The 26861-nt window shown below is 73.8% G+C and carries 22 protein-coding genes and 1 pseudogene; 10 read left to right on the top strand and 13 right to left on the bottom strand.

The features are described 5' to 3' along the window. Together DMH12_RS14055 and DMH12_RS14050 are read right to left on the bottom strand one after the other, a co-directional pair. Window positions 1-1698 (bottom strand): NAD(P)/FAD-dependent oxidoreductase (locus DMH12_RS14055; protein WP_125491908.1); only part of this gene is annotated, 1698 nt, incomplete at its 3' end. A gap of 111 nt (window positions 1699-1809) precedes the next feature. After that, a complete protein-coding gene (locus DMH12_RS14050) occupies window positions 1810-2292 on the bottom strand; it encodes a phage holin family protein (RefSeq protein ID WP_125491913.1) in 483 nt (160 codons plus the stop codon). An 88-nt stretch (window positions 2293-2380) separates the two neighbouring features. Here DMH12_RS14050 and DMH12_RS14045 point away from each other — a divergent pair, with 88 nt between their 5' ends. Further along, a complete protein-coding gene (locus tag DMH12_RS14045; protein ID WP_125491907.1) occupies window positions 2381-2728 on the top strand; it encodes a VOC family protein in 348 nt (115 codons plus the stop codon). A 17-nt stretch (window positions 2729-2745) separates the two neighbouring features. On the opposite strand, the gene DMH12_RS14040 is transcribed toward DMH12_RS14045, so the two are convergent. Beyond that, window positions 2746-4731, bottom strand: a complete 1986-nt coding sequence (locus tag DMH12_RS14040; RefSeq protein ID WP_125491906.1) for a DUF5107 domain-containing protein — start codon at window positions 4729-4731, stop codon at window positions 2746-2748. Between the two features lie 148 nt (window positions 4732-4879). Here DMH12_RS14040 and DMH12_RS14035 point away from each other — a divergent pair, with 148 nt between their 5' ends. Further along, complete coding sequence (locus DMH12_RS14035; protein ID WP_125491905.1) at window positions 4880-5227, top strand: DUF6204 family protein; 348 nt, start codon at window positions 4880-4882, stop codon at window positions 5225-5227. Here the strand turns inward: DMH12_RS14035 and DMH12_RS14030 are convergent. Then, complete coding sequence (locus tag DMH12_RS14030; RefSeq protein WP_125491904.1) at window positions 5199-5771, bottom strand: GNAT family N-acetyltransferase; 573 nt, start codon at window positions 5769-5771, stop codon at window positions 5199-5201. The genes DMH12_RS14035 and DMH12_RS14030 overlap by 29 nt on opposite strands. 95 nt (window positions 5772-5866) lie before the next feature. On the opposite strand from DMH12_RS14030, the gene DMH12_RS14025 reads away from it, so the two are divergent. Both DMH12_RS14025 and DMH12_RS14020 read left to right on the top strand, forming a co-directional pair. Continuing rightward, window positions 5867-6439, top strand: a complete 573-nt coding sequence (locus DMH12_RS14025) for an XRE family transcriptional regulator (protein WP_125491903.1) — start codon at window positions 5867-5869, stop codon at window positions 6437-6439. Between the two features lie 56 nt (window positions 6440-6495). Further along, complete coding sequence (locus DMH12_RS14020; protein WP_125491902.1) at window positions 6496-7938, top strand: FAD-binding oxidoreductase; 1443 nt, start codon at window positions 6496-6498, stop codon at window positions 7936-7938. Between the two features lie 26 nt (window positions 7939-7964). On the opposite strand, the pseudogene DMH12_RS14015 reads toward DMH12_RS14020, so the two are convergent. From DMH12_RS14015 to DMH12_RS14000, 4 genes and pseudogenes are all read right to left on the bottom strand, one after another. Then, window positions 7965-8333: pseudogene (locus DMH12_RS14015) on the bottom strand (LD-carboxypeptidase); the annotation flags it as partial. Between the two features lie 8 nt (window positions 8334-8341). Continuing rightward, the gene (locus DMH12_RS14010) at window positions 8342-10309 is read right to left on the bottom strand and encodes a prolyl oligopeptidase family serine peptidase (RefSeq protein WP_125491901.1); all 1968 of its coding nucleotides are present in this window, start codon (window positions 10307-10309) and stop codon (window positions 8342-8344) included. A 34-nt stretch (window positions 10310-10343) separates the two neighbouring features. Next, the gene (locus DMH12_RS14005; protein ID WP_125491900.1) at window positions 10344-11663 is read right to left on the bottom strand and encodes a M20/M25/M40 family metallo-hydrolase; all 1320 of its coding nucleotides are present in this window, start codon (window positions 11661-11663) and stop codon (window positions 10344-10346) included. Further along, window positions 11656-12489, bottom strand: coding sequence for a M55 family metallopeptidase (locus tag DMH12_RS14000; protein WP_125491899.1), 834 nt, complete (start codon window positions 12487-12489; stop codon window positions 11656-11658). Before DMH12_RS14000 ends, DMH12_RS14005 begins: the two co-directional genes overlap by 8 nt. Window positions 12490-12697: 208 nt before the next feature. Here DMH12_RS14000 and DMH12_RS13995 point away from each other — a divergent pair, with 208 nt between their 5' ends. Beyond that, window positions 12698-13531 carry a PIG-L family deacetylase gene (locus DMH12_RS13995; RefSeq protein WP_125491898.1) on the top strand — a complete coding sequence of 278 codons (834 nt, stop codon included), beginning with the start codon at window positions 12698-12700 and terminating at the stop codon, window positions 13529-13531. Window positions 13532-13559: 28 nt separating this feature from the next. On the opposite strand, the gene DMH12_RS13990 is transcribed toward DMH12_RS13995, so the two are convergent. From DMH12_RS13990 to DMH12_RS13975, 4 genes are all read right to left on the bottom strand, one after another. Beyond that, the gene (locus tag DMH12_RS13990) at window positions 13560-14288 is read right to left on the bottom strand and encodes a bifunctional 2-polyprenyl-6-hydroxyphenol methylase/3-demethylubiquinol 3-O-methyltransferase UbiG (protein ID WP_125491897.1); all 729 of its coding nucleotides are present in this window, start codon (window positions 14286-14288) and stop codon (window positions 13560-13562) included. Between the two features lie 126 nt (window positions 14289-14414). Next, window positions 14415-16892 carry a SpoIIE family protein phosphatase gene (locus tag DMH12_RS13985; RefSeq protein WP_185832309.1) on the bottom strand — a complete coding sequence of 826 codons (2478 nt, stop codon included), beginning with the start codon at window positions 16890-16892 and terminating at the stop codon, window positions 14415-14417. Between the two features lie 144 nt (window positions 16893-17036). Beyond that, window positions 17037-19436, bottom strand: coding sequence for an MFS transporter (locus tag DMH12_RS13980; RefSeq protein ID WP_125491896.1), 2400 nt, complete (start codon window positions 19434-19436; stop codon window positions 17037-17039). A gap of 174 nt (window positions 19437-19610) precedes the next feature. Continuing rightward, entirely contained in the window at window positions 19611-20057 is a 447-nt protein-coding gene (locus DMH12_RS13975) for an SRPBCC family protein (protein WP_125491895.1), read from the bottom strand. 160 nt (window positions 20058-20217) lie between these two features. On the opposite strand from DMH12_RS13975, the gene DMH12_RS13970 reads away from it, so the two are divergent. The 4 genes from DMH12_RS13970 to DMH12_RS13955 all read left to right on the top strand — a co-directional run bounded on the left by DMH12_RS13970 (window position 20218) and on the right by DMH12_RS13955 (window position 24010). Further along, entirely contained in the window at window positions 20218-21264 is a 1047-nt protein-coding gene (locus tag DMH12_RS13970) for an Rv2578c family radical SAM protein (protein ID WP_125491894.1), read from the top strand. Window positions 21265-21420: 156 nt separating this feature from the next. Beyond that, window positions 21421-23022 (top strand): alpha/beta hydrolase, encoded by a 1602-nt coding sequence (locus tag DMH12_RS13965; RefSeq protein ID WP_125491893.1) that lies wholly within the window; start codon window positions 21421-21423, stop codon window positions 23020-23022. 65 nt (window positions 23023-23087) lie between these two features. Next, entirely contained in the window at window positions 23088-23486 is a 399-nt protein-coding gene (locus tag DMH12_RS13960) for a RidA family protein (RefSeq protein ID WP_125491892.1), read from the top strand. A gap of 20 nt (window positions 23487-23506) precedes the next feature. Next, window positions 23507-24010, top strand: a complete 504-nt coding sequence (locus tag DMH12_RS13955) for a GNAT family N-acetyltransferase (RefSeq protein ID WP_125491911.1) — start codon at window positions 23507-23509, stop codon at window positions 24008-24010. 4 nt (window positions 24011-24014) lie between these two features. Here the strand turns inward: DMH12_RS13955 and DMH12_RS13950 are convergent, their stop codons facing one another. After that, a complete protein-coding gene (locus tag DMH12_RS13950) occupies window positions 24015-24608 on the bottom strand; it encodes an adenylosuccinate lyase (RefSeq protein ID WP_125491891.1) in 594 nt (197 codons plus the stop codon). 380 nt (window positions 24609-24988) lie between these two features. On the opposite strand from DMH12_RS13950, the gene DMH12_RS13945 reads away from it, so the two are divergent. Beyond that, entirely contained in the window at window positions 24989-26794 is a 1806-nt protein-coding gene (locus DMH12_RS13945) for a 3-hydroxyacyl-CoA dehydrogenase family protein (protein WP_125491890.1), read from the top strand. Window positions 26795-26861 lie beyond the last annotated feature (67 nt).

The raw sequence follows: 26861 nt of genomic DNA, 5'->3' as shown, positions 1-26861 counted from the left end.
GGGTTCGGGGCCGGGGTCGGCGGGCGGACCCGCGGCCCGGGTCGGTCCGGACGGGGCGGCGGCCCGGCCTCCGCCGGACGCCCGGGACGTCTTGCGCGCCTTGCCGGAACCCCGGGCGGGACCCGTACCGCCGCCTTCTCCGGCCCGGCGCGGCTTACCGGAGGCGCGGGGCGGATGCGGCTGGTTCTTCGCGGGCTCCCCACCCGGCTGGTTCTTGGCAGGCTCACCACCGGGCTGGTTCTTGGCGCGCTCACCGCCCGGCTGGTTCTTCGCCGCCTCACCGCCGGGCCGGCTCTTCTCGCGCTCACCGCCCGGCGTGCTCTTCGCGGGCTCGGCGCGGGAGTCCTTCCCGGTCGTCCCGGTCGTCGCCGTCTGCTCGGCGTCCCGTTCCGGGCGCCCGGCCACCCTGGCCACCTCCGGTGACGACGACTCAAGCGGTACCGACCAGGAGCGGACGAGGCCCAGCTGCACCGCCTGGCGGGGCAGTACCGCGTCCAGCAGCCAGTCCGCGGCCACCCGGACGCGGTTGCCCGGCATCGCCGCGAGGTGGTAGCCGCGGGTGACCGCGCCCGCCGCCGGGCCGGACATCGGCAGACCGAGGGGGTTGGCGGCGGCCTTGGCCCCGCCGAGGTCCACGACGAACCCCAGGTCACGGTGGCGGTAGGGCCGCCGCTCGCCGATGCCGAGCGACGCGGCGACGTTCTGGGCGCACACCTTGCCGTGCCGCCAGGCGTGCTGCGCGGTCATCGGCGTGAACTGGCCGGGCTGCGTCAGGTCGGGCACCGCGGCCGCGTCTCCGCAGGCGAACAACTCGGGGCGGCCCGGCACCTGGAGATGCGGGTCGACGAGCAGCCGGCCGCGTTCCACGGGCAGCCCCAGGGACTCGACCAGCGGGTCCGGCCGCACGCCGACGCACCACACGAGCGTGCGCGTGTCGACGCTCGTACCGTCGGTCAGCACCACGCCGTCGTGCGTGGCCTCCTTCACCGAGGTCCCCATCCGCACGTCGACGCCCCGCTGCCGCAGTACCTGGTCGGCGGTGCGGGAGAGCCGTTCGTCCATCTCGGGCAGCACCCGGGGCGCCACGTCCAGCAGCATCCAGCGGGGCCGCATACCGGTGCGCATGGGGTGCTTGCGGACCTGTGCGTCGGTGTACATCGCGCCGTGCGCGGCGACCTCGGTGCCGGTGTATCCGGCGCCGACCACGACGAAGGTGCACCGCGCGGCGCACTCCTCGCGGTCGTCGGCCGCGGCGGCCAGCTCCACCTGGCGCGTCACGTGGTCGCGCAGGTACAGCGCCTCCGGCAGCCCCCGGAAGCCGTGGGCGTGCTCGGCGACGCCCGGGACGGGCAGCAGCTTGTTGACACTGCCCGCGGCGAGCACCAGCCGGTCGAAGGGCAGGGTGCCCTCGCCGCCCTCGGGCCCGGTGTAGTGCACGGTGTGCTCGTCGAGGTCGATGCCGTCGGCCTCGCCCAGCACCAGCCGGACGTGCGGCAGCGAGCCCGAGAGGGACACGGTGACGCGGCGCGGCTCCAGGATTCCGGCGGCGACCTGCGGCAGCAGCGGCAGGTAGAGGAAGTAGTCGGTCGGGTTGAGCAGGGTGATGTCGGCCTGGTGCCGGGTGAGCCGGGACAGGGTGCGGGCCGTCCGGTACCCGGCGAAACCGGCACCGACGATCACGATGCGGGGTCGGCTCACGGTTCGCCTCCGGGCTGTCGCGTACCTCGTGAGCCTTCCGCGTCCCCTTGACCAGGGCACCCAAACGTCGCGAGCGGGCCGGTTTCCGGCGCTGTGTCCGCGTCCGGCGGCTCAGCCGCGCTCGCGCGGGCCCTCGGCGTCGGTGCCGTCCCGGCGCGGCGCGGCCGGTCCCGTACCACCCGGTGCAGGGGTGCCCGCCGGGGCGGTGGGCGCGACCGGCGGCATCGGCGGCACCTCGGGCGCGGCCGGCGGCACGGGCGGCGCTTCAGCGCCGGCGCCGTGGCCGGATCCCGGACCCGACGGGTGGGGCCGGGCCGCACCGCGCAGCAGGTACGCGGCGACGCCCAGGAGGACGGCCGTGATCAGCGCGGCGGCCCAGTCGGGCAGTCCCACGGCGAGCGCCAGGCCCACGGCGAGCGCGAGGGCCGCGCCCGCGTACAGCGCGGCGGCACCGGACGCGGCGTACAGCGTGGCCCTGCGGCGCTGCTTGCGGGTCTGTTCGCGCAGCTCGTCGCGCACGGTCTCGCGTGCCACCTGTGCCAGTTCGTCGACCAGATGCTTGTCCAGGTGTTCCAAGTGTTCCATGCGGTCCATGCGGTTCATGCCTTGCGGGTACCCGGCCGCGGAACTTCCATGGCCGGGGCGCGAGTCGGGCCCACCCGCCGCCAACTAGGCTCGTCCCATGGACATTCTGGGAGCCACACTGCGCGTCTACGTCGACGACCTGGACAAGGCGATCCCCTTCTACGAGGGTCTGGCCGGCGGCCGGGCCATGCGTTCCGAGCGCGGCGGGGTCGAGGTCGCCGCGGTCGGCTGCTTCCTGCTGATGAGCGGGCCCGAGTCCCAGCTCGAGGTGTTGCGCAAGGTGGCGGCGACGATCGCGGTGACGGACGTCGAGGAGACCCAGCGGATCCTCACCTCGCTGGGGGGCGACGTCATCGCCGGCCCGGTCCCGACGCCCGGGGGCCGCAACCTGATCGCCCGGCATCCGGACGGCGCGATCTACGAGTACGTGGACCGGCGGGCGTAGCCCAGGACCGGGCGGGCTCACCCCGCGTCCGGCCGCATCCGGAAGTCGTGCCGGGCCGGGAGCGGTTCGTCGCCGAGCCGCGCCCACAGCGCTCCGATGCTCTCGTCGCCCTCCCGCAGGTCGGCGACCTCGAAACCCTCGTCGAAGACGGCCCGCGCCTCCTCGTGCCGGCCCTCGGCGGCCAGCAACTCCCCCTCGGCCAGCCGGAACCGGCCGCGGGTCCGGGTCGCGGGGTCCAGCCGCTCCCACACGGCGCGGGCGTCGGCGGTGCGTCCGACCGCGAGCAGCGCGCCGATGGCCTCGCGGCCGAGGGCGGCGGCGACGGCCGTCCACCGTCCGTCCCGGTCCGGGGCGTCCGCGTCCGAAGCTCGCCCGGGATCCGGCCGGCGCGCGCACAGGTCGTCGAAGGCCTCCGCGTACTGGTCGGCGGCCCGCTCGGCGTGCCCGTCCGCCTGGTCGGCGGCGGCGAGGCAGCGCAGCAACGGCCAGCGGTCGGCGGCGCCCTTGAGGCCGCGCTCCCAGCTGCGGACCGCCTGGGCCCGGTCGTCGGCGTGCCACTGGGCGACCCCCAGGTGGTACTCGGCGAGCGGGGTGGCGGCGGTGGTCTCCAGCATGTCCCGCCAGGGCCGGGCGACCAGGGTGGAGCCGGGCGGCTCGCGGTGTCCGGTCTCGGGGAGGGTCCCGGTGCGCAGCAGGTGGAGCCACGGTTCCTGCTCCTCGCCGAGGGTGTCCTCGCCGAACGGGGTGCCGGGCAGCTTCCATCCCGCGCGCAGCGCTTCCAGCGCGCCCCAGCCCGAGCCGGTGGCCAGCCGCTCGCCGGGCTCGGTGTCGGCGTGCGCCCGCCAGACCTCGTACGCGGCGTCGACGCCGGCCCGCGGCAGGGCGCTCTCCAGCCGCTCCTCCGCGCCGCGCAGCACGGTGTGCCAGTCGCCGTCGGGCGTGGCTTCGAGCGGCCCGTACGCCTCCAGCCAGGACACCTCGCTCTCCGCGTCCAGCCTGACGTGCTCCAGCTGGGTGCGGGCGAGGCCGGCCTGGATCTCGCAGTAGCCGCCGGTGCCGGGCTCGGTGAGCCACTCCTGCCAGCGGCGCCCGCCGGGTCCGGTGCCCCACACGAACAGCTTCCGGCCGCGCAGTACGTCGGTGGAGGTCTGCGCCAGCCCGTGGCCGTGCTCGTCGAGCGCGGCGATCCAGCGGCGCCGGCCGTCCGGCACGTCGTAGAAGTAGTCGGCGGCGTAGGTGCTGTTCAGGGGGTACGTCCGGTCGGTGCCGTCGTACTCCGGGACGGGCACGCGGCGCAGCCGCCGCTCGTAGCCGAAGTGGTACGCCTCGTCGGCGGGGGCGAGGACCCGGCGGTCCTCGGGCACGGCGATGTTGGACCACCAGTAGGTCGGCACGGGGCGCTCGTGCGGGTTGCGGACGCGGACGCCCACGTACAGGAAGTCCGAGCCCTCCGGGAGCCACAGGTCGACCTGGAAGGGCAGGTCGCGCAGCCGCTCCCACTCCCACAGGCGCAGCATCTCCCCGCCGTCCGGGGCGGGCACGCGGGCGGCGTGCACGGGGGAGCAGGAGAGGGTGGTGTGTCCGGTGGCGCCGATGTTCCACTCGATGCCGCCGGAGAACCAGGCGCCGTTGAGGGCGAAGTTGGCGGGCTGGAGGACGGGGTTGACGTAGAGGAGTTCGCGGTCGGTCGGCTTGTGGCGCAGGGAGGCGATCCGGCCGCCGAGCGCGGGCAGCACGGTGGCGCGCAGCCGGTCGTTCTCGATGACCAGCGCGTCCAGTTCCCGCGGCTCGCGGTCGCGTCCGTAACCGTCCCGGACCATGACGGGCAGCAGGCTGCGCAGCGGCTCGTAGTCGACCTGTCGGGCCATGTCGCGCGGCAGGCCGGCCCGGTCCCGGTCGTCGATGCGGTGCGCCTCGTCCAGGGGGCGCAGCGGCGGCAGGGGATTGTCCGGGCCCTGCGGCGCGGCGGGCAGGGTCAGTACCTCACGTCGGATCGTCGTCACGGTTCCCCATGGAAGCCGCTCCCCGCCACGGTGAACAGGGTCGGAGCCGGTCGCCGTCACGCGACGTGACTCACGTTTAATTCCTTGGGGCGCGGTGCGGGCGGGGGCTTAGGGTCGGGCGGTCGGCGTACGTACGAAGGAGTGGCACGTGAGCGAGCGGCACACCTACCGGGTGATCGTCCGGGGCACCTGGGAGGGCCTGACCGAGGAGGCGCGGGCCCGGCTGCTCGCCGAGGCCGGTGACCACGGGATGACGAGCATGCGGTTCACCGAGGAGGGGTCGCTGTCGTACGAGCCGTCGCCGCTGAAGCACTTCTCGATGCGGTACGTGGTGGTCTCGGACCCGGCGGACGGCGACGAGATGGCGGCCGCCCTCGCCGAGGACCGGGCCGAGGACACGCTGCGCGGGCTCGGCTACGGGTTCGGTGAGCTGCGCTCGACGGTGACGGACCTGGACACCATGAAGATCAACCGGAAGTCACGGTCTCGGCGGTGATCGCCCAGCGCTGATGGTCGCGCCAGTCCCCGTCCACGTGCAGCATCCTCGGTGAGAAGCCCTCCAGGTGGAAGCCGCAGGAGCGGGCCAGTGCGATGGAGGCGGCGTTGCCCGGCTGCACGTTGATCTCCAGCCGGTGCAGCCGCATCGGCCCGAAGGCGTGCCGCACCACGAGGCCCAGCCCCTCGCGCATCAGCCCCCGGCCGGCCGCGTGCGCGAAGGCGCCGTAGCCGAGGGCGCCGCTGAGGAAGCCGCCCTCGACGATGTTGTTGATGTTGACGAACCCGGCGATGGCCCCGCCCTCGCCGGAACCGCCCGCCCCGTCCTTCTCGCAGATCAGGAACCCGGCCTTGGTGGGGTCCTCGATCAGGCGGGACGCGTAGGCGTCGTACGCCTGGGGGCTGTCCGGCGGGAAGAGCCAGGGATGGTGCAGGTCCTTGCTCTCCCGGGCCCGGGCGGTGAACTCGGCGGCGTCCGCGTAGGTGAAGTGCCGTATGCCCACGCGAGGGCCCTCGGCGAGGTGGCGGGACGGGGTGTGCGGCATGGGGTCAGCCTAGAGGGACCGGCGCCGGCAAAGATTTCTTCGGTCCCGCCAACATTCATTGTGCTGCCGGCAAACCGTTGTTAGGTTGCCGCGGCATGGCGACCGAGCACCCCGGCCCCGCGGCCGGCATCGGCGGACGTCTGCGCCGCCGCAGAAGGGCCCTCCACCTGACTCTCAAGGACGTGGCGGACCGGTCCGGAGTCACCGAGGGCTACCTGTCCCAGGTCGAACGGGACCAGGCCAACGCCAGCGTGCGCACCCTCCAGCGGCTGTGCGAGGTCCTCAAACTCAACGTCGGCGACCTCTTCGCCGCGGGCGGTACCGCGGCCAACCCCGTACTGCGCTTCCGCGACGCCCACGGCATGTCGTTCGGCGAGGGTGCCTCGAAGATCAAGCTGACCCCGTCGTCCTTCGACCACCTCGAGGTGCTCCTCGGCCACTTCGCCCCGGGCGGTTCCACCGGCGTCGAGCCCTACACGCACGGCAGCTCCGAGGAGATCCTGCTGGTCCTCTCCGGCGAGGTGGACGTGCGGATCCGCGACCAGCTGCACCGGCTGTCGGCCCTGGACTCCGTCCACTACCGCAGCAGCGACCCGCACCGCGTCGCCGAGACCACGGGCGTGGACGAGGCCCGGGTCCTGTGGGCCATGGCGCCACCCACCTACTGAGCCTTTGCACCGTCGCGCCACGCACCGACCCAGCACCTCACCCCCGGGACCCGCCCATGACGCCGTACCGCAACGGTCAGATTTCGCACTGGATGACGGCGGCCCGCACCGCCGCGGACCTGGGCGGCGAGGCCCACCGCACGACGGCGGACCTGCCCGGCCAGGAGCAGGACCTCGTCGTCGTGGGCGGTGGTCTCACCGGGCTGTGGGCCGCCTACCACGCGATCGCGGAACGCCCCGAGGCGCGGATCACCGTCGTCGAGGCCAAGGAGGTCGGCTACGGCGCCTCCGGGCGCAACGGCGGCTGGCTCTCCCCCCTCATCCCCGGCAACCGGGCCGTCTACGCCAGGGCCGCGCGCAGGCGGGGACTGGACGGAACCGCGGCCGTCGTCTCCTTCCAGGAGGAGATGCACCGGTGTGTCGACGACACCCTGCACATCCTCGAACAGGAGGGCATCGAGGCCGACCAGCACCGGGGAGGGCACCTGCGGGTGGCCACCACGCCCGCGGCGATGAAGCGCCTGGAGACGGCCTACGCCGCGGACCTGTCCCACGGATACCCCGCGCAGGACCTGGAGCTGCTCGACGCGGAGGCCGTCAGGAGGCGGATCGCCGTCCAGCCGGCCCTGGGCGGCCTGCTCACCCGCAGCACCGTCCGGATCGACCCGGCCAAGCTCGTCCACGGCCTGGCGGCCGTCGTACGGGCCAAGGGCGTGCGGATCTGCGAGGACACCCGCGCGACCCGCATCGCGCCCGGCGTCGTCACGACGTCGCGCGGCGCCGTGCGTGCCAAAACCGTCCTGGCCTGTGTCGAGGCCTACTCCGGGCAGATCGACAGCGACGCCCGCGGCCTGGGGGCGCGCGACGTCATTCCGGTCAACTCCTCCATGGTCGTCACCAATCAGCTGCCCGAGGACGTCTGGCAGCGCATCGGCTGGGAGGGCCGCGAGTGCCTGGGCGACGCGGCGCACACCTTCGTCTACGCGCAGCGCACCGCCGACGACCGCATCGCCATCGGCGGCCGCGGCACGCCGTACGCCTTCAACTCCGGCACCCCCGGCGAGGGACGGGTGGACGCCCGCACCGTACGCACGCTCAGCGAGCGGCTCCGCCTGTTCTTCCCGGAGACGCCGTTCTCCATCGAGCACGCCTGGCGCGGTTCCATCGGCGTCACGCGCGACTGGTGCGCCGGCATCACCTTCGACAGGGCCACGAGGATCGGTGTCGCGCGCGGCTACGCCGGGCACGGTGTGACGGCGACCCGGCTGGCCGCCCGTACCCTGCTCGACCGGGCCGAGCACCGCGACACCGCGCTGACCCGGCTGCCGTGGAACGACCACTGCTCCGGGCGCTGGGAACCCGAGCCGCTGCGGTGGACGGGCGTCCACGGCATGTACCGGCTCTTCGGCGTGGCCGACCGCTGGGAGGAGAGCCGGCACTCCCGGAGCACCTCGCTCATCGCCCGTTTCGGATCCCGGCTGGCAGGACTGAGCGAATGAAACCGACACCTGTCCCAGATCCTCGGCGCCTGGCTGGGCGCGGTGACGTCGCTGAAGCCGGCGTACACCTTCGGCCCGGCCGCGCGCATCGCCTCCCGGTCGAGCAGGTCGGCCATGCGCTGGACGCCGTACCCGCCGCGGGCGCACAGCACGGCGTCCACGGACGGGTCGCACCAGGCGGCCCGGAGGCCGGCGGCCCGGTCGGTGTCGGTGCCCGCGAGGTAGTCGAAGACGCCGTGCCGGTCCAGGAGATGCGGTGCCACGACCGGGCCGAGGTCTCAGCCGCGCAGGACGTCCAGGCCCGCCTGGAGCCGCTCCTCGGGCACCGGCCCGCTGGGCGCGACGACGGCCACCCGGGCGCCGGGGGCGAGCCGGTCCGGCCGGGTCGGTTCCACCGCCCCGCTCACCGGGTCAGCTCCAGGGCGGGGATGCCCTGCGGTTCCAGCCCGAAGACCTGCGCGTAGAGGGAGAGTTCGGCCTCCAGGGCGCGCACCATGGTGTCCGCCCGGCGGAAACCGTGCCCCTCGCCCTCGAAGGTGAGGTAGGCGTGCGGCACTCCGCGGCCGGCCATGCGGGCGAGGAACCGCTCGCACTGCACGGGCGGGCAGATCACGTCGTCCAGGCCCTGGAGGAGCAGGAACGGGGCGGTGACGCGGTCGGCGTGCTCGGCGGGCGACCGTTCGGTGTACCGGGCGGGCACCTCGGCGTACGGGCCGATCAGGCTCTCCAGGTACTGGGACTCGAAGTCGTGGGTCTCCCCCGTGCCCCAGCCGGTCAGGTCGAGGATGGGGTAGATGACCGTGCCGCAGGCGTAGACGTCGGTGGTGGCCAGGGAGGCCGCGGAGGTCCAGCCGCCCGCGCTGCCGCCGCGCACCGCGAGCCGCCGCCGGTCGGCGGTGCCCTCCTCGGCGAGGGCGAGGGCGACGGCCGCGCAGTCCTCGACGTCGACCACGCCCCACTGCTCGCGCAGCCGGTTGCGGTACTCCCGGCCGTGCCCGCTGGAGCCGCCGTAGTTGACCTCGGCGACGCCGATGCCGCGGGAGGTGAAGTAGGCGATCTCCAGGTCGAGGACGAGCGGGGAGCGGGTGGTGGGACCGCCGTGCGCCCAGATGACGTACGGCGGCAGCGTGCCCTCCGGCGCGCGGCAGCCCGGGTGGTGCGGCGGATAGAGGTGGGCGTGGATGTCGCGGCCGTCCGGGCCCGTGAAGGTGCGGATCTCCGGCCGGGGGTAGTACGCCGGGTCCACGACGTCTTCGTGGAGCGAGCCGATCACGCGGGCGCGGCCGGTGCGGGCGTCCAGCTCGACGACCTCGTAGCCGCTGTGCGGGCTCGCGCCGACGCCGGCGACCCGCTCGCCGTGCGCGGCCAGGGCGGGCGCGAACTCGGTCCAGGGGCCGGCCGCGTCGACGACCTCGCCGGTCTCCGGGTCCAGTATCCCGAGGACGGCGGCGCCCCGGCCGTGCAGGACGGCGATCACTCCGCTGTCCAGGGGCGCGAACCAGCGCTGGCCGAGTTTCCACAGCGGCCCGCCGAACTCCTCGTCGCGGGCGCACAGCGGCGATCCGTCGCGGTAGAGGTTCCACCAGCCGGTGCGGTCGGAGGCGTACAGCAGGGCGCCGTCCGGGGCCCAGTCCACCTGGGTGACCGACTCCTCGGGGCCGCCGGCGGCGGTCCGGGCGTCCCGGAAGGTGCCGTCGGGGCCGATGTCGGCGACGATCAGCTCGGTGCCGTCCCAGGGCATGCGCGGGTGGTCCCAGGCGAGCCAGGCCGCGCGCCGCCCGTCGGGCGAGACGCGGGGTCCGGTGACGAAGCGGTGCCGTGCGCCGGTGAGTTCGCGGAGCCGGTCCCGGTCGTCGGCGGCCGAACCGTCCAGCGGCACCGCGACCGGGAGGCGGCGCACGTCGGTGGGCCCGTCGCCGGTGAACTCCTCCAGGACGCACCACACCTCGCCGCGCTCGGGGCGCACCTGCGGCTCGACCCAGCGCAGGCCGCCGCCGACCGGGGAGACGGGCGTCAGCGGACGCGGCTCGGCACCGCCCGGCCGGTAGGCGTACAGCCGCTGGTCGGCGAAGTTCACGAAGACCACCAGCGGACCGGCGTCGGTGGTGACCGCGGCCCACGGCCGGCCGCCGTACTCGATGACGCGGCTGCGCACGTTCCACGGCGGGGGCAGCACCGGCTCCTCGGTGCCGTCGGGGTGCCGCCGCACCAGCGCGCGCCGCCCGCCCTCGGTGGGCCGGGGCGCGGTCCACCACACCTCGTCGCCGACGAAGCCCACGTCGTCGGGGCGCCCGTCGTGCGCGGCGGCGAGCGCCGCGTCGATGGGCGAGGGCCATGCCCCGTACGCAAGAGTCCGCACTGACTCCCCCACTTCCTTCTCCTTGAGCCGCTCGGTCGGGACGGCGCTAGGCCGTGCGCAGGAACCGGTCCAGGACCCGGACGCCGAAGTGCAGCGCCTCGACGGGGACGCGTTCGTCCACGCCGTGGAAGAGGGCCTGGTAGTCGAAGCCCTCGGGCAGCTTCAGCGGCGCGAAGCCGTAGCCGGTGATGCCGAGCCGCGAGAACTGCTTGGCGTCCGTGCCGCCGGACATGCAGTACGGCACCACGTGCCCCTCCGGCGCGAACTCCTCGACGGCGGCGCGCATCCGGGCGTACGTCGGCGAGTCCACCGGCGCCTGGAGGGCGACCTCGCGGTGCGCGAACTCCCAGTCCACGTGCGGCCCGGTGAGCCGGTCCAGGGTGTCGCGGAACTCGTCCTCGCCGCCCGGCAGGAACCGCCCGTCGACGTGCGCGACGGCCTCGCCCGGGATGACGTTCAGCTTGTACCCGGCGTCCAGCATGGTCGGGTTGCTGCTGTTGCGGACGGTGGCCTCGACGAGCTTGGCGGCGGGCCCGAGCTTGTCCAGCAGCGCGTCGACGTCGCTCAGGTCGCCCTCGATGCCGTAGACGGCGGCGATCTCGGTCAGGGCGGCGCGCACGGTGGCGGTCAGCCGCAGCGGCCACTCGTGGTCGCCGATGCGGGTGACGGCGGCGGCGAGCCGGGTGACCGCGTTCTCCCTGTTCACCTTGGAGCCGTGCCCGGCGCGCCCGCGAGCCGTGAGCTTGAGCCAGCCGGTCCCCCGCTCACCGGCGGCGATGGGGTAGAACTGCCGCCCCGCCCCGTCGTGGAACGTGAACGCCCCGGACTCGCTGACGCCCTCGGTGCAGCCCTCGAACAGCGGGGCGTGCCGGTCGGCGAGGAAGCCGGAGCCGTCCTCGGCGCTGGCCTCCTCGTCCGCGGTGAAGGCGATCACGATGTCGCGCCGCGGCCGCACGCCCGCGCGGGCCCAGTCGCGCACGACGGCGAGGATCATCGCGTCCATGTTCTTCATGTCGACCGCGCCGCGCCCCCAGACGACGCCGTCGCGGATCTCGCCGGAGAAGGGGTGCACACTCCAGTCGGCGGCCTCGGCGGGCACCACGTCCAGGTGACCGTGGACGAGCAGCGCGTCGGCCGACGGGTCGGTGCCCTCGATGCGGGCCACGACATTGGTGCGGCCCTTGGTGCGCTCCAGCAGGGTGGGCTCGATCCCGGCCTCGGCGAGCCGCGCGGCGGCGTACTCCGCGGCCGGCCGCTCCTGGCAGTCGCCGCCGCCCCGGTTGGTGGTGTCGATCCGGATCAGCTCGGAGGTGAACCGGACGACCTCGTCCAGCGCCTCCGTGTCCGTCCCCGCGTGCTCAGCCATACTGCTCCTCAACCGCCGCCGAGACGATCGTGGTGACCGCCTTGAAGGTCCTGATCGTCTCGAACATGGTGTCGTGGGTGTACGCCACCTTCCGCTCCCCCACCTGCGCCACACCCGGCACCACGGTCGCGGCCGCCGCCAGGTGCTCGGCGTCGAACTCCAGGGCGACGGTGAACGGCCCGCCGCGCACCGGCTCGTACCGCACCGCGAGTGCCGTCGCCTCCTTGGCGGCCGCGCGGATGTCGGCGGCGGTCCTGGCGGGCGTACGGCACACGGCCGCGTACCGCGACACGTGGTCCTTCACCGCGACCTTCCGCGCCTCCGGCGCGTAGCCCAGCGCGTCCTCGCAGGCCACGTCGTCCCCGGTGACCAGCACGACCGGCACCCCGTACTCGGCGACGACGTGCGCGTTGAGCAGACCCTCACTGGCCCGTACGTCGTTCAGCCAGACGCCGGTGATCTGGTTGGCGAGGTAGGTGTGCGCGAGGACGCCCTCCATGCCGGCGCCCGCGTGGTACCCGATGAACGCGATGCCGTCCACGTCCCCGTGCTGGACCCCCTCGACCATGGACAGCGTCTTGTGCCGCCCGGTGAGCATCTGGGTCCGCTCGTCGAGCCGCTCCAGAAGCAGGTTGCGCATGCTCCAGTGCGCCTCGTTGACCAGCACCTCGTCGGCCCCGCCGTCGAGGAACCCGAGCACGGCCGCGTTCACGTCGGAGGTGAACATCGACCGGCACCGCTCCCACTGCGGCGTCCCCGGCAGCACGTCGGCCGGCCAGGTGACGCCGGTGGCGCCCTCCATGTCGGCGCTGATGAGGATCTTCATGCGGAGGACGCTACATGCCGCCGAATACGCTGGCCAGGGGCTACACGACAGCCACTGGTCCATACCACTCGGGCGGCCGCTTCCGGCCGTCTCGCGGTCGGCCGGCGGGATCGGGAACAGCCGGACCGGCCCTCGCGGTTGGATCCGGCGGAGAGACCGGGGCACCGCGCACCCGGAACGAGACGTACGTACGCAGGAGGACTGCTTCATGACCGACCGGCCCCTGACGCTCATGGCCGTGCACGCCCACCCCGACGACGAGGCCACCGGAACGGGCGGGGTCCTCGCGCGGTACGCGGCCGAGGGCATCCGCACGGTTCTGGTGACCTGTACCGACGGCGGCTGCGGTGACGGACCGGGAGGTGTCAAGCCCGGCGACGCCGGGCACGATCCGGCGGCCGTCGCCCGGATGCGCCGTCAGGAACTCGAGGCCAGCTGCGCGGCCCTCAAGATCAGCGATCTGGAGACGCTGGACTACGCCGACTCGGGAATGGTGGGCTGGCCGAGCAACGACGCACCCGGCTCCTTCTGGCGGACGCCGGTGGAGGAGGGCGCCGCCCGGCTCGCGGAGCTCATGCGGCACTACCGGCCCGACGTGGTCGTCACCTACGACGAGAACGGCTTCTACGGCCACCCCGACCACATCCAGGCGCACCGCATCACCATGGCGGCGCTGGAGACGACCGGGCTGACTCCGAAGGTGTACTGGACGACGATGCCCCACTCGACGATGCGGCGCTTCGGCGAGCTCATGAGCGAGCACCAGGAGGGCATGCCGGAGCCGGATCCCGCCGAGGCCGCCGCGTTGGCCGAGATCGGCCTGCCCGACGACGAGGTCACCACGTGGGTGGACACGACCGCGTTCAGTGACCAGAAGTTCGACGCGCTGGCCGCGCACGCCAGTCAGGGCGAGAACATCTTCTTCCTGAGGATGGGCAAGGAGACGTTCGGCGAGCTGATGGGCACGGAGACCTTCGTACGCGTCCGGGACACCACCGGCTCGGCCGTCCCGGAGAACGACCTCTTCGCCGGACTGCGCTGACCCGGCCTCCCGGCCACGGCCGGACCCGCTACACCGCCCGGGCTCCCGCCACCACCCACGTGGAAGGCAGCTCGATGCGGGCTCCGTCCGGCGTGTACTCCGTGGTGATCAGCGGGAGTTCGCCGGTCGCCAGGACGGCGAGGCCGGCCGTGCGCAGGTGCTCCGGTACCGCCTCGTCGGGGACCGCGCCGGGGGTGAGGCCGTGGCGGAGGACGGGGGCGAGTTTGGCGGGCGGGCCGTCGGGGCCCTGGGCCAGGTCCGCGAGGACGGTGCGGGCCGCCTGCGCGGGCTCCACCAGGAAGGCGCGGCCGCGGGCGCCGAGGAGGGCGGCGAGCGCGTCGGCGAGGGGCTGCCGGTCGTCGGGCTCGCACTGGTGCAGGACGCCGCGCACATAGAGGTTGGCGTCGCCCAGCTCGGCGTGCAGCGTCTCCGCCTCGGCCTTGTCGGCGGCGTCCAGCTGCCGGTACGTCGCCCGGCCCTCGGGGTCGGCGCGGCGGGCGTGGTCGAGGGCGGCGGCCGAGAGGTCGGCGCCGACGACGTGCCCGAAGCGTTCGGCGAAGTAGCGGGTCTGGGTGCCGTTGCCGCAGCCGAGGTCGATCAGCGGCAGGGCGGGGTCGGTCAGGTGGGGCTCGAAGTGCGCGAGGTGGCGGCCTGCCGTCAGCACCGGCTCCGCGTCCCAGAACACCGCCCCCTGGCTCCCGGATGCCTCGGTCCAGAAGCTCTCCCAGGCTGCCCGGTACCGACTCGTCACGCTCATGCCCGTCTCCCCAGGTGCGACGACGTACGGCCCGTCGAGAGCGACGGGTTCGTACGGTGTATCGCGCTCCGCGCACGGCCACAAGCGTCCGGCGCATTCCTTCACCGGACGTGCGAACTCCGCCGATCAGCGGCGAGGCAGGGTGAGTTCGAACCAGACGGTCTTGCCGGTCCTCGTGCGGCTCGCGCCCCACGCGCGGGCGAGGGTGCTGACGACGCGCAGGCCCCGCCCCGTCTCGTCGTCCGGCCCCGCGGTCCTCAGCGCCGGCAGTTCGTGGTCGTCGTCGTCCACCTCGCACAGCAGCGTGTCCGCCCGCACCAGGCGCAGTTCGACGGGGCGGCCGTGGGAGTGCCGTACGGCGTTGGTGACGAGTTCGCTGACCATCAGCCCGGCGGCCTCGGCCAGCTTCGGCAGGCCCCAGTCGTGGAGCTGCTCGCGGACCACGGCGCGGGCCCGCCCGACCTCGGAGGGGTCGCGGGCGAGGCGCCACTCGGCGACCGCGTCGGCCTCGATGCCGCCCAGCCGTGCCATCAGCAGGGCGACGTCGTCCTTGCGGCCGCCGCGGGTGCCCAGCGCGCGGATGATGGTGTCGCAGGCGTCGTCCATGGAGGCGGCGGGGTGGGCGGCGGACTCGCACAGGGTGGCGAGGCCGACGCCGATGTCCTCGCCCCGCATCTCCACCAGCCCGTCGGTGCACATCACCAGCCGGTCGCCGGGCGCCACCGGCACCCGTACCGACTCGAAGGGCACCCCTCCGACGCCGATCGGCGCCCCGGTGGGCAGCTCGATCAGCTCGCTGGCGCCGTCCTCGGCGCGGACCAGGACCGGCGGGATGTGCCCGGCGTTGGCGAGGTGGAGTTCCCCGGCGATGGGGTCGTAGACGGCGTACAGGCAGGTCGCGAGGTGGGTGTCGCCGAGCCGCTGGGCGAGGCCGTCGAGGTTGCGCAGCAGTTGGGCGGGCGGCAGGTCGAGGCCGGCCATGGTCTGGACGGCGGTGCGCAACTGGCCCATCATCGCGGCCGAGTTGAGACCGTGCCCCATGACGTCGCCGACGACGAGGGCGGTACGGGCGCCGGGCAGCTTGACCGAGTCGAACCAGTCGCCGCCGACGCGGCCGAGGAGGGTGCCGGGCAGGTAGCGGGTGGCGATGTCGCAGCCGGCCATGCGCTCGGGGATGTGCGGCAGCATGCTGTCCTGGAGCGTCTCGGCGACGTTCTCCTGGTACGTGTACATGCGCGCGTTGTCGAGCACGAGCCCCGCGCGGGCGGCCAGTTCGGCGCCGGTGACCCGGTCCATGTCGTTGAAGACGGCCCGCTCCGGGTGCCGGAGCAGGATCATGAAGCCGAGGACGACCTGGCGTGCCTTCAGCGGCACGAGCAGCATCGAGCGGCCCGTGATGAGCGGCCGGATGTCCCGCTTCTCGAACTGCGAGGCGATGGCGTGGCCCATCTCCTCGGTGATGCGCGGCACCAGGACCGGTTCGCCGCTGGTCATGCACTGGAAGAAGGGGGTGTGCGCCGGGAACGGCATGGCCTCGCCGACCGGTACGACGTCGTCCCAGCGGCCGGGTTCGTCGGTGTGCTCCAGGGCGACCCGGTGCCACATCGTCGTCGTGTCCGGCACGCCGTCGGGGAAGCCCTCGCCGGCGACGACCTGTTCGCGCAGGTAGGTGCCGGCGACGTCGGTGAAGCGCGGGACGACCGTCCTGCTGACCTCGACGATGGTCCGCGAGAGGTCGAGCGAGGTGCCGATCGCGCCGCTGACCTCGTTGAGGAACTCCAGGCGTTCGCGTACGGCGGCGTACTCCAGGTCCTCCGCCTCGTCGCGCAGGTCGTCCGGCACCGGTTCGCCGGCGGCCTGCGCGCGGGCGGCCCGCTCGCGGCGCGCCCTGCGTTCGGCCCGTCGGGGCACGCCCCAGTCGGGGGTGACCGGCACCCGGTCGTTCTGGCTGAACTCCAGCACGGGGTAGCCCAGTTCGAGGACCTGCGCGACGATGCGGGCACTCTCGCCGACGCTCATGCTGGGCAGGATCTCGGGAAGGCGGCGGGCGAGTTCCTCGGCGCCGGGGAAGTCGGTGTGCAGCGCGAAGGCGGGCGCGATCCGCTCCACCGTGGCCGCCTGGGCGTCGCCGCCGCCGTAGTCCCGCCGCAGCCCGTCCGCGTCGGCGGCGAGCACCAGCAGTCGCTCCGGCCCCGGCCCGACCAGCGGGTACGCCCACCAGAGGACGTCGACCCGCCGCTCGGCGGGCACGGTCAGGCGGGCGCGGCCCGCCGCCGGGTAGGACAGCCTCCCGTCGAGGGAGGACTCCAGGCCGGGCCCGAGGCCGTCGTGGTCGGCGTAGGCGCCGTACGCCGCGTCGTCCTCGGTGCCGGCTCCGGGAAGTACGCCGGAGACGGGCAGCAGGTCGGGTGCGGGCCGCCCGATCGCCTCCTCCTTGGGCAGGCGGAACAGCCGCCGTGCGCCGCGGCTCCAGTGGGAGACCAGTCCGTCGCGGTCCACCACGACGACGGCCAGCGGGACACGGCCGGTCACGGGATCGGGCGGCACGGCGCCGCCTCCGGCCGGGCGGCCGGGATGTGTGTCCCGCTCGGTGCCATGGTCCATGGCGTCAGGCCCTCTCTGCCCACGGCTCCGCAAGATCTGTGTCGCCGTCACCACCGTACGGCGGTGCCCGGTGACCATGTGCGGCAACGGGGGAATTGGTGGCGCGCGGACGCACCGGCGCGCGGACGCGCGCCGGTGGCCGTGTCAGTCCTCGTGTCCGAGCTGCAGGTCGCGCTCCGTGCGGCCGCCGCCGGCCACCTGGAGGACGGTGGCGACGGGCGGGTATCCGGCGGCGATGACGGTGTACTCGCCGGACGACAGGTCGATGAACCGGAAGGTGCCGTCGGGCCCCGTGGTCAGGGTGTCGACGACGTTGCCCGCCGCGTCGAGCAGCGTCACGCGCGCGTCCTCCACCGCCCGTCCGCCACTGGCCCGCACGGTGCCGCGCAGCACGGCGCCGCCGGCCAGTTCGACGTCCTGGCGGGTCTCACGGGCGGCCTGCACGCTGACGGGCAGCGCGGCCGGGCGGAAGGCGGGGGCGCTGGCGGCGAGGGTGTACTCGCCGGCCACCAGCTCGGTGATGACGTAGCCGCCCTCGCGTCCGCTGCGGGTGGTGGCGACGACCTCGCCGTGGACGTTGGTGAGGGTGACGATCGCCTCGCGCACCGGGGTGCCGTCGGCGGTGAACACCGCGCCGGCCAGGCGCCCGGCGCCGCCGAGGACCACGTCCAGTTCGACCGGGCGTTCGCCGACGGTCACGGAGACCGCCTGCGGCTGGTGGCCGCCGGCCGCGGCGATCAGGACGTACGCCCCGGAGCCGGGCGTGGCGAGGGCGTAGCGTCCGTCGTCGCCGCTGGCGCCCCGGCCGATCTGCTGTCCGCCGACGTCGATGAGGGTGAGCGCCGCGCGGGGCACGACGGTGCCGTCGGGGTGCTGCACGGTGCCGCAGACGGCGATCCCGGCGGCGTGCTGCGATCGGGCCTGCGGGACCTGGACGGAGGGCTGCGCGGTCTCCGGGTCGGTGACGGGGGCGTTGTGGGACACCAGTGGTTTCTCCTTGAGGAAGAGGGCGATGAGCAGTCCGAGGACGAGCACCGGCACCAGGTAGAGGAAGATCCGCGGCATGGCGTCGGCGTACGCCCCGATGTAGGCGTCGCGCAGCGCCGGGGGCAGGGAGTGGACGAGCTGGGGGGTGATGGCCTCGGCGTCGGGCAGCCCGGCGCCCGCCTCGGCGGGGACCCGGTCGGCCAGGGCGTCGGTCAGCCGGTCGGCGAAGAGGGTGCCGAAGACGGCGGCGCCGACGCTGCCGCCGATCTGCCGGAAGTAGTTGTTGGCGCTGGTGGCGGTGCCGAGGTCGGCGGGCCGTACGGAGTTCTGCACGGCGAGGATCAGCACGGGCATCACCATGCCGATGCCGGCGCCGAGGACGGCCATCCAGACGCTGTAGTGCAGCCGGGGGGTGTCGGCGTCGAGGCGGGAGAGCAGCCACATGCCGACGACGGACAGGGCGCTGCCGAGGATCGGGTGGGAGCGGTAGTGCCCGGTGCGGCTGATGAGCTGTCCGGAGACGATCGAGGCGACGACGATGCCGCCCATCATGGGCAGCATCAGCAGGCCGGACTCGGTGGCGCTGGCGCCGTCGACCATCTGCAGGAAGGTCGGCAGGTAGCTGGCGGCGCCGAACAGGGCGACGCCGATGACGAGGCCGACCAGGGCGGTGACGTTGAAGACGGAGTCCCGGAACAGCCGCAGTGGGATGAGCGGTTCGGGCGCGAAGCGCTCGGCGACCAGGAAGAGGAGGGTGGACCCGGCCGCTCCGGCGGCGAGGCCGAGGATCACCTCCGAGCCCCACGCGTACTCGGTGCCGCCCCAGCTGGTGAGCAGGACCAGGCAGGTGGAGGCGGCGGCGAGGAGCAGGGCGCCGAGGATGTCGAGGCGCGGCTTGACCCGTGGTCTGGGCAGCTTCAGGACGACGGCGACGACGGCCATGGTGACCAGGCCGAAGGGCACGTTGATGTAGAAGCACCAGCGCCAGGAGAGGTGGTCGGTGAAGTAGCCGCCGAGCAGCGGGCCGGCGACCGAGGCGAGTCCGAAGGCGGCGCCGATCAGGCCCATGAAGCGGCCGCGCTCGCGGGGCGGGACGATGTCCGCGATGATCGCCTGCACGCCGATCATCAGGCCGCCCGCGCCGACGCCCTGGACCGCGCGGAAGGCGATCAGCTGGTCCATGGTCTGGGCGCGGCCGGCCAGTGCGGAGCCGACAACGAAGACCAGGATGGCGACCTGGAAGACGCCCTTGCGGCCGAAAAGGTCGCCGAGCTTGCCGTAGATCGGCAGGCCGACGGTGGAGGTGAGCAGGTAGGCGGTGATCGCCCAGGACATCTTGTCCAGGCCGTGCAGCTCGCCGACGATCTTCGGCAGCGCCGTGGCGACGATCATCTGCTCCAGCGCGGCGAGCAGCAGCGCGAGCATGAGTCCGACGAAGACCAGACGCACCCGGCGGGGGCTCAGGTCCGCGCCCGGCTCCGGGTCGGGAGTGGGTGGCAGCGGTGGCGCCTGGGGTGCGGTGACCGGCTCGTCCTGCACCAGAGTGATCCCGCCCACGTCCCGCTCCCCTCGTCACACCTGCTCAGAATTGCCGCCTGAGGCGACAACTGCGAACAAGTGCGACGAGTTACGGAAAAGCGGCCGGTTCGACCGGAGATCACTCGAACCGGTGAGGCGGCCAACGACCGCCCGCGGCTTGCCGTTTGGCCGCTTCCGGCCGGCCGGCCGGGACTACTGCTTCTCGACCTCGGCGGCGAGCTTGGTGAGCATCGCGTCGTAGATCCGGGCGAGCCCCTTGGGCGCGAAGGTCTTCTCGAAGAAGCCGCCGACGCCGCCGGCGCCCTGCCAGGTGGTGACGACCACGACCCGGGACTTGCCCTCGCCCGCGGGGGTGACCCGCCAGGTGGTGACCATGGAGGAGTTGCGGTCCTTCTCGACCAGCTCCCCGTCGGTCGGCTCGGTGACGTCCAGCAGGCAGTCGCGGACGCGCTTGCTGGTGGCCTGGAGCTTCCAGTGCACGAGGGTGCCCTCGCCGTCGCCGCCCTCCCGGACCTCGTACTCGCTGAAGTGCTCGGGGAGCAGCTTCTCGCGGGTGCCGCTGTAGTCGGCGAGGGTGTCGAACACCGTCTCCGCGTCCGCCGCGACGATCCGCTCCGTCTCCGCCTCGACCTGCGCCATTCGGGTCCCTCCAGGGCCTGGTTCTCGGGGTCGGGGAAAGCCAATCACCCCGCCGCCCGGCCACCAAATCGGGGGGCGCGAAGCGGCCCCGCGCGACTGGGCCGCACGATCAAGGGAACAAGTGTTCTATTGTGTGGCCAGTGCTACCGAGGAGGCGTCCATGCGCTGGGAGAACCTCACCGACTCCGACCACGCCCGAGCGGCCGACCCCGCGCTGTTCGGCGCGGACGCGGTGACCACCCGCACCTTCGACACGCCCGAGTTCCGCGGCGTCACCTTCCACGAGGTCCGGGCCCGCTCGATCCTCAACCGCGTGCCGGGGGCCTCGCGCATGCCGTTCGAGTGGACCGTGAACCCCTACCGGGGCTGCACGCACGCGTGCGTCTACTGTTTCGCGCGGAAGACGCACAGCTACCTGGACCTCGACACCGGACTCGGCTTCGACTCGCAGATCGTCGTCAAGGTGAACGCGCCCGAGCTGCTCCGCCGCCAGCTGGCCTCGCGCCGCTGGCAGGGCGAGCACGTCGCGATGGGCACGAACGTCGACTGCTACCAGCGCGCCGAGGGCCGCTACCGGCTGATGCCCGGCATCATCGAGGCGCTCACCGAGCGGGCGAACCCCTTCTCGGTCCTGACCAAGGGCACCCTGATCCTGCGCGACCTGGACCTGCTGACGCGCGCGGCCCGGGTGACGGACGTGGGGATCTCGGTCTCGGTCGGCTTCACCGACGCGGAGCTGTGGCGGACCGTGGAGCCGGGCACGCCCGCACCGGAACGCCGGCTGGAGGTCGTGCGGACCCTCGGTGAGCACGGCATCGGCTGCGGTGTCCTGATGGCGCCGGTGATTCCCTTCCTCGGCGACGAGCCGGCCCAACTGCGCGCGACCGTACGGGCGATCGCCGCCGCCGGGGCCACCTCGGTGACGCCCCTCGTGCTGCATCTGCGGCCGGGCGCCCGGGAGTGGTTCATGGCCTGGCTCGCCCGGCACCACCCGCACCTGGTGCGCCGGTACGAGCGGCTGTACGCGGAGGGCGCCTACGCCCCGAAGTGGTACCAGCGCCGGATCACGCGCCAGGTGCACGATCTGGCCCGCGAGTACGGCATCGGGCCCACGCGCGAGGGGATGCCGCGGCGGGTCGCGGAGCCCGAGGCCGCACGGCCCGCCGAGACCGACGCCACGGAGCCGACCCAACTTTCGCTCATCTAGGTTCATTCGAGGGTACGAGAGAGCATTGGAGGGCATCTTCCGGCCCAATTGGGTCATGTATGAGCAGATTATGTTCCTCCAGGGGCGCTCCCCGGGACGATCCGGCGAGGACCGCGACTCGCGCGGACCGCAGCCACGCCGTCTCCGGAGGACGCCATGAGACAACGCGCAGCCGTGCTGTGCGGCGCCGCAGTCATCGCCGCGGGAAGTGTCACGGCCGTCCCCGCCGAGGCGAACGCGCCGCGCTCCGCCGGGACCCCGGCCGCCGCGTCCGCCGCGAAGCTCCAGTGGAAGAAGTGCGCCACGGAGGACTACCCGACGCTCCAGTGCGCGTCCCTCGAGGTGCCGCTCGACCACGCGCGCCCGCGCGGGAGGCAGATCACGCTCGCGCTGTCCCGCGTCCCGCACTCCGCCGCGACGTACCAGGGCCCCCTGCTGGTCAACCCCGGCGGTCCGGGTGGCAGCGGGCTGACGCTCGCCGGGTTCGTGGCGTCCTCGCTGCCGGAGAAGGTGGCCGCGCAGTACGACGTCATCGGCTTCGACCCGCGCGGCGTGGGGAAGAGCAGCCCCGCCCTGAACTGCCGGCCGGGCCACTTCGACCCCGTGCGCCCCGACTCGCTGCCCGACACGCCCGGCGTCGAGCGGGCCAACCTCGCCCGCGCGGAGGCGTTCGCCGAGGCGTGCGGCGACAAGTACGCGGACGTGCTGCCGTACATCGACACCGTCAGTGCCGCCCGGGACGTGGACGCGATCCGGGCGGCGCTCGGCGCGGAGCGGGTCAACTACTTCGGCTACTCCTACGGCACCTATCTGGGCGCCGTCTACGCCAAGCTCTACCCCGCGCGCGTGCGGCGCCTGGTCCTGGACTCCGTCGTCGGCCCGGACGACGTCTGGTACGACGCGAACCTCAACCAGGACCTCGCCTTCAACGACCGCCACCGGGCGTTCCTGGCGTGGATCGCCGAGCACGACGCCGCGTACGGGATGGGCACCGACCCGGAGCGGATCGAGCAGCGGTGGTACGCCATGCGCACGGCGCTGGCGAAGGAGCCCGCGGGCGGGCGGGTCGGCGCGTCGGAGCTGGAGGACACCTTCATCCCCGGCGGCTACTACAACGGCTACTGGCCCTATCTGGCGGAGGCCTTCGCCGCCTACGCGAAATCCGGGGACACGGACCCGCTGGTCGAGGTGTACGAGAACTTCGGGGCCCTGGACGCCTCGGGCGAGAACGGCTACAGCGTCTACACCGCGGTGCAGTGCCGCGACGCGGCCTGGCCGCGCGACTGGGACGAGTGGCGCGACGACAACTGGGGCCTGTACGAGAAGGCGCCGTTCATGGTCTGGAACAACGCCTGGTACAACGCGCCGTGCGCGTCCTGGCCCACGGGCGCGGGGCAGCCGGTGGACGTCGCCAACGGCCAGCTGCCGCCCGCGCTGCTGTTCCAGGCGACCGGCGACGCGGCCACCCCGTACGAGGGCGCGGTCACCGCGCACCGCATGCTGCGCGGCTCCGCCCTCGTCGTCGAGGAGGGCGGCGGCAACCACGGCATCACGCTGAGCGGGAACTCCTGCCTGGACGAGCGCCTGGCCGCGTACCTGACCGACGGCACCGTGCCGCGCGGCGCGGGTGGGGCGCGCGCGGGTGAGCCGGACGCGGTCTGTGCGGCGCTGCCCGAGCCCGAGCCGCTGGAGTCCAAGGCGGCTTCGACGTCCGCCCGCGGCTCGACGCTGCACAGGCTGCTCGGCTTCCGCCACTAGCCGTCCGCTCCCCCGGTGGGCGGCCCGCCGGGGGCGTTGTCGGTGCCATGGTCCACGATGGGCGCATGAGTGAGCTGACCAGGATCCACGCCCCCGACGGCGTCGCGCCCGCCGCCCAGTACACCCATGTCGTCCTCGGCACCGGACGGTTCGTGGCCGTCTCGGGTCAGCTCGCGCTGGACGAGGACGGCGGGGTCGTCGGCGTGGGCGACCCCGAGGCCCAGGCCCGCCAGGTCTTCGAGAACCTGCGCCGGTGCCTGTCGGCGGCCGGCGCCGGATTCGACGACGTGGTCAAACTGACGTACTTCGTCACGGACATGGCCCACATGGACGCGATCCGCGCCGCGCGCGCCGCGCACATACCCGGCGACCGGCTGCCGGCCGCCTCGGCGGTGCAGGTTGCCGCGCTGGTCCGGCCGGAGTTCCTGATGGAGATCGAGGCGTTCGCGGTCGTGGCCCCGTGAGCGGGCCGCTGGTGCGGGAGATGACGGTCGCCGACTGCGACCGGGTGGCCCTGATCCGCGTCCGGGGCTGGCAGACCGCCTACCGGGGCCTGGTCCCGCAGGTGTACCTGGACGGCATGGACGCCGCGGGGGACGCCGAGCGGCGCCGCGTCCTGTTCTCCGGCGCCCCGGCCGGCGTGGTGAACCTGGTCGCCGAGGACGACCGCGGCGAAGTCGTGGGCTGGGCCTGCCACGGCCCCTACCGGGACGGTGAACGGCCGACCGGGGACGCCGAGTTGTACGCGATATACGTGGACCCGGAGCGGCTCGGCGCGGGCATCGGGCAGGCCCTGATCCGGGAGTCGGTGCGCCGGTGCGCGGCGGCCGGGCACCCGCGGATGTTCCTGTGGGTGCTCAGGGACAACGCCCGCGCCCGGCGCTTCTACGAACGGGCGGGCTTCGGCGCCGACGGCGCCGAGGAGCCCTTCATGGTGGAGGGCGTCGAGGTGCCCGAGGTGCGGTACGCCGCCGACCTGGCCGGCTGACCGCTCACCGCTGACCCGGGATGCGCGCCAGCGCCCGCACCGCCGCCTGGGCCAGCGCCGGGTGGGCGAGGGCGTCGTTCAGCACGGGGCCGGCCCGGTCGTCGCCGAGGGCGCCCAGGCCCTCGACGCAGGCGAGCGCGACCCGCCGGTGGGGATCGTGCGGGCGCAGCCGGCGGCGCAGCGTGGTGATCAGGGCGGGGACGGCCTCGGGGGCCCGCAGCTCGACCAGCAGCCGCACCGGGTGCAGGGCGTAGGCGACCCGCAGCTCGTTGGTGGCGAGGGCGGCGGCCGCGCGGGCGGTGCGGGGGTCGCCGAGGCGGGCCAGGGCGTGGGCGGCGGCGGCGCAGCGCGGCGGGTCCCGGGGGTTGAGCAGCAGCACGAGGGACTCGAAGGCCCGCCGGTCCCCCGCCGTCCCGAGCCGGAAGGCGGCCAGTTCCCGCGCCCAGAGCGGCTGTCCGGGCTCGGTGAGCACGGCGGCCAGCTCGTCGTGGTCCCCGGTGGCCACGAGCCGGTCGGCGGCCGTCGGGGCGCCCGGCACCCCCGAAGTCGCCGCCTCGGTCCGTAAGCGCTCCGTGAGCACTCGCAACTCTTCGTCCATGGCACCGAGGTTAGGCGGGTCACCCCGCGTGTGGGACGTACATCACGAACACAGGGGGCTGGCGCGCTCGTTACTCGCGAGTTAATCTCAGACGAGCGGGTCACCCACTCGCAGCAACTCCTCACGGTGGTCTGGTGACGCGGCCACCGGGAGAACAGTCGGTTCGGTACCACGGGTACCGCAGGACGACTCGGCCCCGGGACAGGGCCGGTCGGAGAGAGCCGCCGGGCGGGCGTGTGCACGCCTCCGCGACGGCACCGGGCGTGTGCGATCCCAGCCCGGCAACACCCGCACTCCGCACTCCTTCCTCTTTCACGCATCCGGCGCGCTCGGCGCGTCCGGGCGTGTTCCGTCGTCACCCTCATTCCTGGAGTCCCGCGATGGCCACTCCCCTGTCCGACACCCCTCTGTCCCCGCTCCGGACCATCGCCGTCATCGGCCTGGGCACCATGGGCACCGGCATCACCGAGGTCCTCGCCCGGGCCGGCCGCGCCGTCGTCGGCGTCGACGTCAGCGAGGCGCAGGCCGCCAAGGCGCTCACCGCGCTGGAGTCGTCCACCGCCCGTGCCGTCGAGCGCGGACGCCTCACCGAGCAGGAGCGCGCCGACGCCCTCGCCCGTGTCCGTACCACCACCGACCTGCGTGCGGCGGCCGACGCCGACCTGGTGATCGAGGTGGTCCCGGAGTCGTACGAGGTCAAGCAGCAGGTCTTCAGGGAACTGGACGGGATCGTGCGTCCGGAGACGATCCTGGCGACCGGCACCAACGCCCTGTCGGTGACGCGGCTGGCCGCCGAGTCCTCCCGTCCGGAGCGGGTGCTCGGCCTGCACTTCTTCAACCCGGCCCCGGCGATGAAGCTGGTCGAGGTCGTCTCCTCGGTGCTGACCGCGCCGGCCGCCGTGACGGCGGTCACCGACCTCGCCCTGGACCTCGGCAAGGAGCCCGTGGCGGTCGGCGACCGGCCCGGTTTCGTCGCCGACGGCCTGCTGTTCGGCTACCTCAACCAGGCCGCGGCCATGTACGAGGCGAACTACGCCTCGCGGGAGGACATCGACGCCGCGATGCGTCTCGGCTGCGGTCTGCCGATGGGGCCGCTGGCACTGCTGGACCTGGTCGGCGTGGACACCGCGCGCACGGTCCTGGAGGCCATGTACGCCGCCTCCCACGACCGGCTGCACGCTCCCGCCCCGATCCTCAGGCAGCTCAGCGAGGCGGGCCTGACGGGCCGCAAGGCAGGACGCGGCTTCTACACCTACGAGGCGCCCGGCAGCGCCGTCGTGGTGCCGGACGCCCTGACCCCGTGCGCGGACGCCACCCCCGTCGCCGGCCGCCCGGTGCGCGCGGTGGGCGTCGCCGGGTCGGGCACGATGGCGTCCGGCATCGCGGAGGTGTTCGCCAAGTCCGGCTACGAGGTCGTGCTCGCCGCCCGCAGCGCGGAGAAGGCGCAGACCGCGAAGGCCCGGGTCGGCAAGTCGCTGGCCCGCTCGGTCGACAAGGGGCGGATGAGCGCCGAGGACGCCGCACGGACGCTGGAGCGGATCACGCCGACGGGGTCCTACGACGACTTCGCCGACGTGGACCTGGCCGTGGAGGCGGTCGCCGAGGACCTGGAGGTGAAGCGGCAGCTGTTCGCCACGCTGGACAAGGTCTGCAAGCCCGGCGCGGTGCTGGCCACCACCACGTCCTCGCTGCCCGTCGTCGCCTGCGCCCGCGCCACCTCGCGCCCGCAGGACGTGATCGGCATGCACTTCTTCAACCCGGCGCCGGCCATGAAGCTGGTCGAGGTGGTCCGCACGGTGCTCACGGCGGACGACACGCACGCCACCGTCCGCGAGGTCTGCGCGAAGATCCGCAAGCACGCCGTGGACTGCGGCGACCGGGCCGGGTTCATCGTGAACGCGCTGCTGTTCCCGTACCTGAACAACGCGGTCAAGATGGTGCAGGAGCACTACGCGACGCTCGACGACATCGACGCCGCGATGAAGCTGGGCGGCGGCTACCCGATGGGGCCCTTCGAGCTGCTGGACGTGGTCGGCCTGGACGTCTCGCTGGCCATCGAGAAGGTGCTGCACCGCGAGTTCCGCGATCCGGGCCTGGCCCCGGCGCCGCTGCTGGAGCACTTGGTGGCCGCGGGCTGCCTCGGCCGCAAGACGGGCCGCGGCTTCCGCGAACATGCCCGCCGCTGAGCGTCCGGGCGACTGGTTCCGGTCACCGGAGGACTGGGGCGGACTGCTCGATCCGGCCGGGTCTCCC

The sequence above is a fragment of the Streptomyces sp. WAC 04229 genome (assembly GCF_003947455.1).
Classification (GTDB): Bacteria; Actinomycetota; Actinomycetes; order Streptomycetales; family Streptomycetaceae; genus Streptomyces.
The sequence above is the reverse complement of the archived record's forward strand: the minus strand, read 5'-3'. Positions and strand labels throughout refer to the sequence as shown.

Excerpts from the sequence above, each read along its gene's own strand:
- DMH12_RS13970 (WP_125491894.1), top strand. The coding sequence starts at position 20,218 with ATGCGCTGGGAGAACCTCACCGACTCCGACCACGCCCGAGCGGCCGAC.
- DMH12_RS13985 (WP_185832309.1), bottom strand. The coding sequence starts at position 16,892 with ATGGACCATGGCACCGAGCGGGACACACATCCCGGCCGCCCGGCCGGA.
- DMH12_RS13945 (WP_125491890.1), top strand. The coding sequence starts at position 24,989 with ATGGCCACTCCCCTGTCCGACACCCCTCTGTCCCCGCTCCGGACCATC.
- DMH12_RS14025 (WP_125491903.1), top strand. The coding sequence starts at position 5,867 with ATGGCGACCGAGCACCCCGGCCCCGCGGCCGGCATCGGCGGACGTCTG.
- DMH12_RS13975 (WP_125491895.1), bottom strand. The coding sequence starts at position 20,057 with ATGGCGCAGGTCGAGGCGGAGACGGAGCGGATCGTCGCGGCGGACGCG.
- DMH12_RS14020 (WP_125491902.1), top strand. The coding sequence starts at position 6,496 with ATGACGCCGTACCGCAACGGTCAGATTTCGCACTGGATGACGGCGGCC.
- DMH12_RS13960 (WP_125491892.1), top strand. The coding sequence starts at position 23,088 with ATGAGTGAGCTGACCAGGATCCACGCCCCCGACGGCGTCGCGCCCGCC.
- DMH12_RS14000 (WP_125491899.1), bottom strand. The coding sequence starts at position 12,489 with ATGAAGATCCTCATCAGCGCCGACATGGAGGGCGCCACCGGCGTCACC.
- DMH12_RS14005 (WP_125491900.1), bottom strand. The coding sequence starts at position 11,663 with ATGGCTGAGCACGCGGGGACGGACACGGAGGCGCTGGACGAGGTCGTC.
- DMH12_RS14030 (WP_125491904.1), bottom strand. The coding sequence starts at position 5,771 with ATGCCGCACACCCCGTCCCGCCACCTCGCCGAGGGCCCTCGCGTGGGC.
- DMH12_RS13995 (WP_125491898.1), top strand. The coding sequence starts at position 12,698 with ATGACCGACCGGCCCCTGACGCTCATGGCCGTGCACGCCCACCCCGAC.
- DMH12_RS13955 (WP_125491911.1), top strand. The coding sequence starts at position 23,507 with ATGACGGTCGCCGACTGCGACCGGGTGGCCCTGATCCGCGTCCGGGGC.
- DMH12_RS14050 (WP_125491913.1), bottom strand. The coding sequence starts at position 2,292 with ATGGACCGCATGGAACACTTGGAACACCTGGACAAGCATCTGGTCGAC.
- DMH12_RS14045 (WP_125491907.1), top strand. The coding sequence starts at position 2,381 with ATGGACATTCTGGGAGCCACACTGCGCGTCTACGTCGACGACCTGGAC.
- DMH12_RS13965 (WP_125491893.1), top strand. The coding sequence starts at position 21,421 with ATGAGACAACGCGCAGCCGTGCTGTGCGGCGCCGCAGTCATCGCCGCG.
- DMH12_RS13950 (WP_125491891.1), bottom strand. The coding sequence starts at position 24,608 with ATGGACGAAGAGTTGCGAGTGCTCACGGAGCGCTTACGGACCGAGGCG.
- DMH12_RS13990 (WP_125491897.1), bottom strand. The coding sequence starts at position 14,288 with ATGAGCGTGACGAGTCGGTACCGGGCAGCCTGGGAGAGCTTCTGGACC.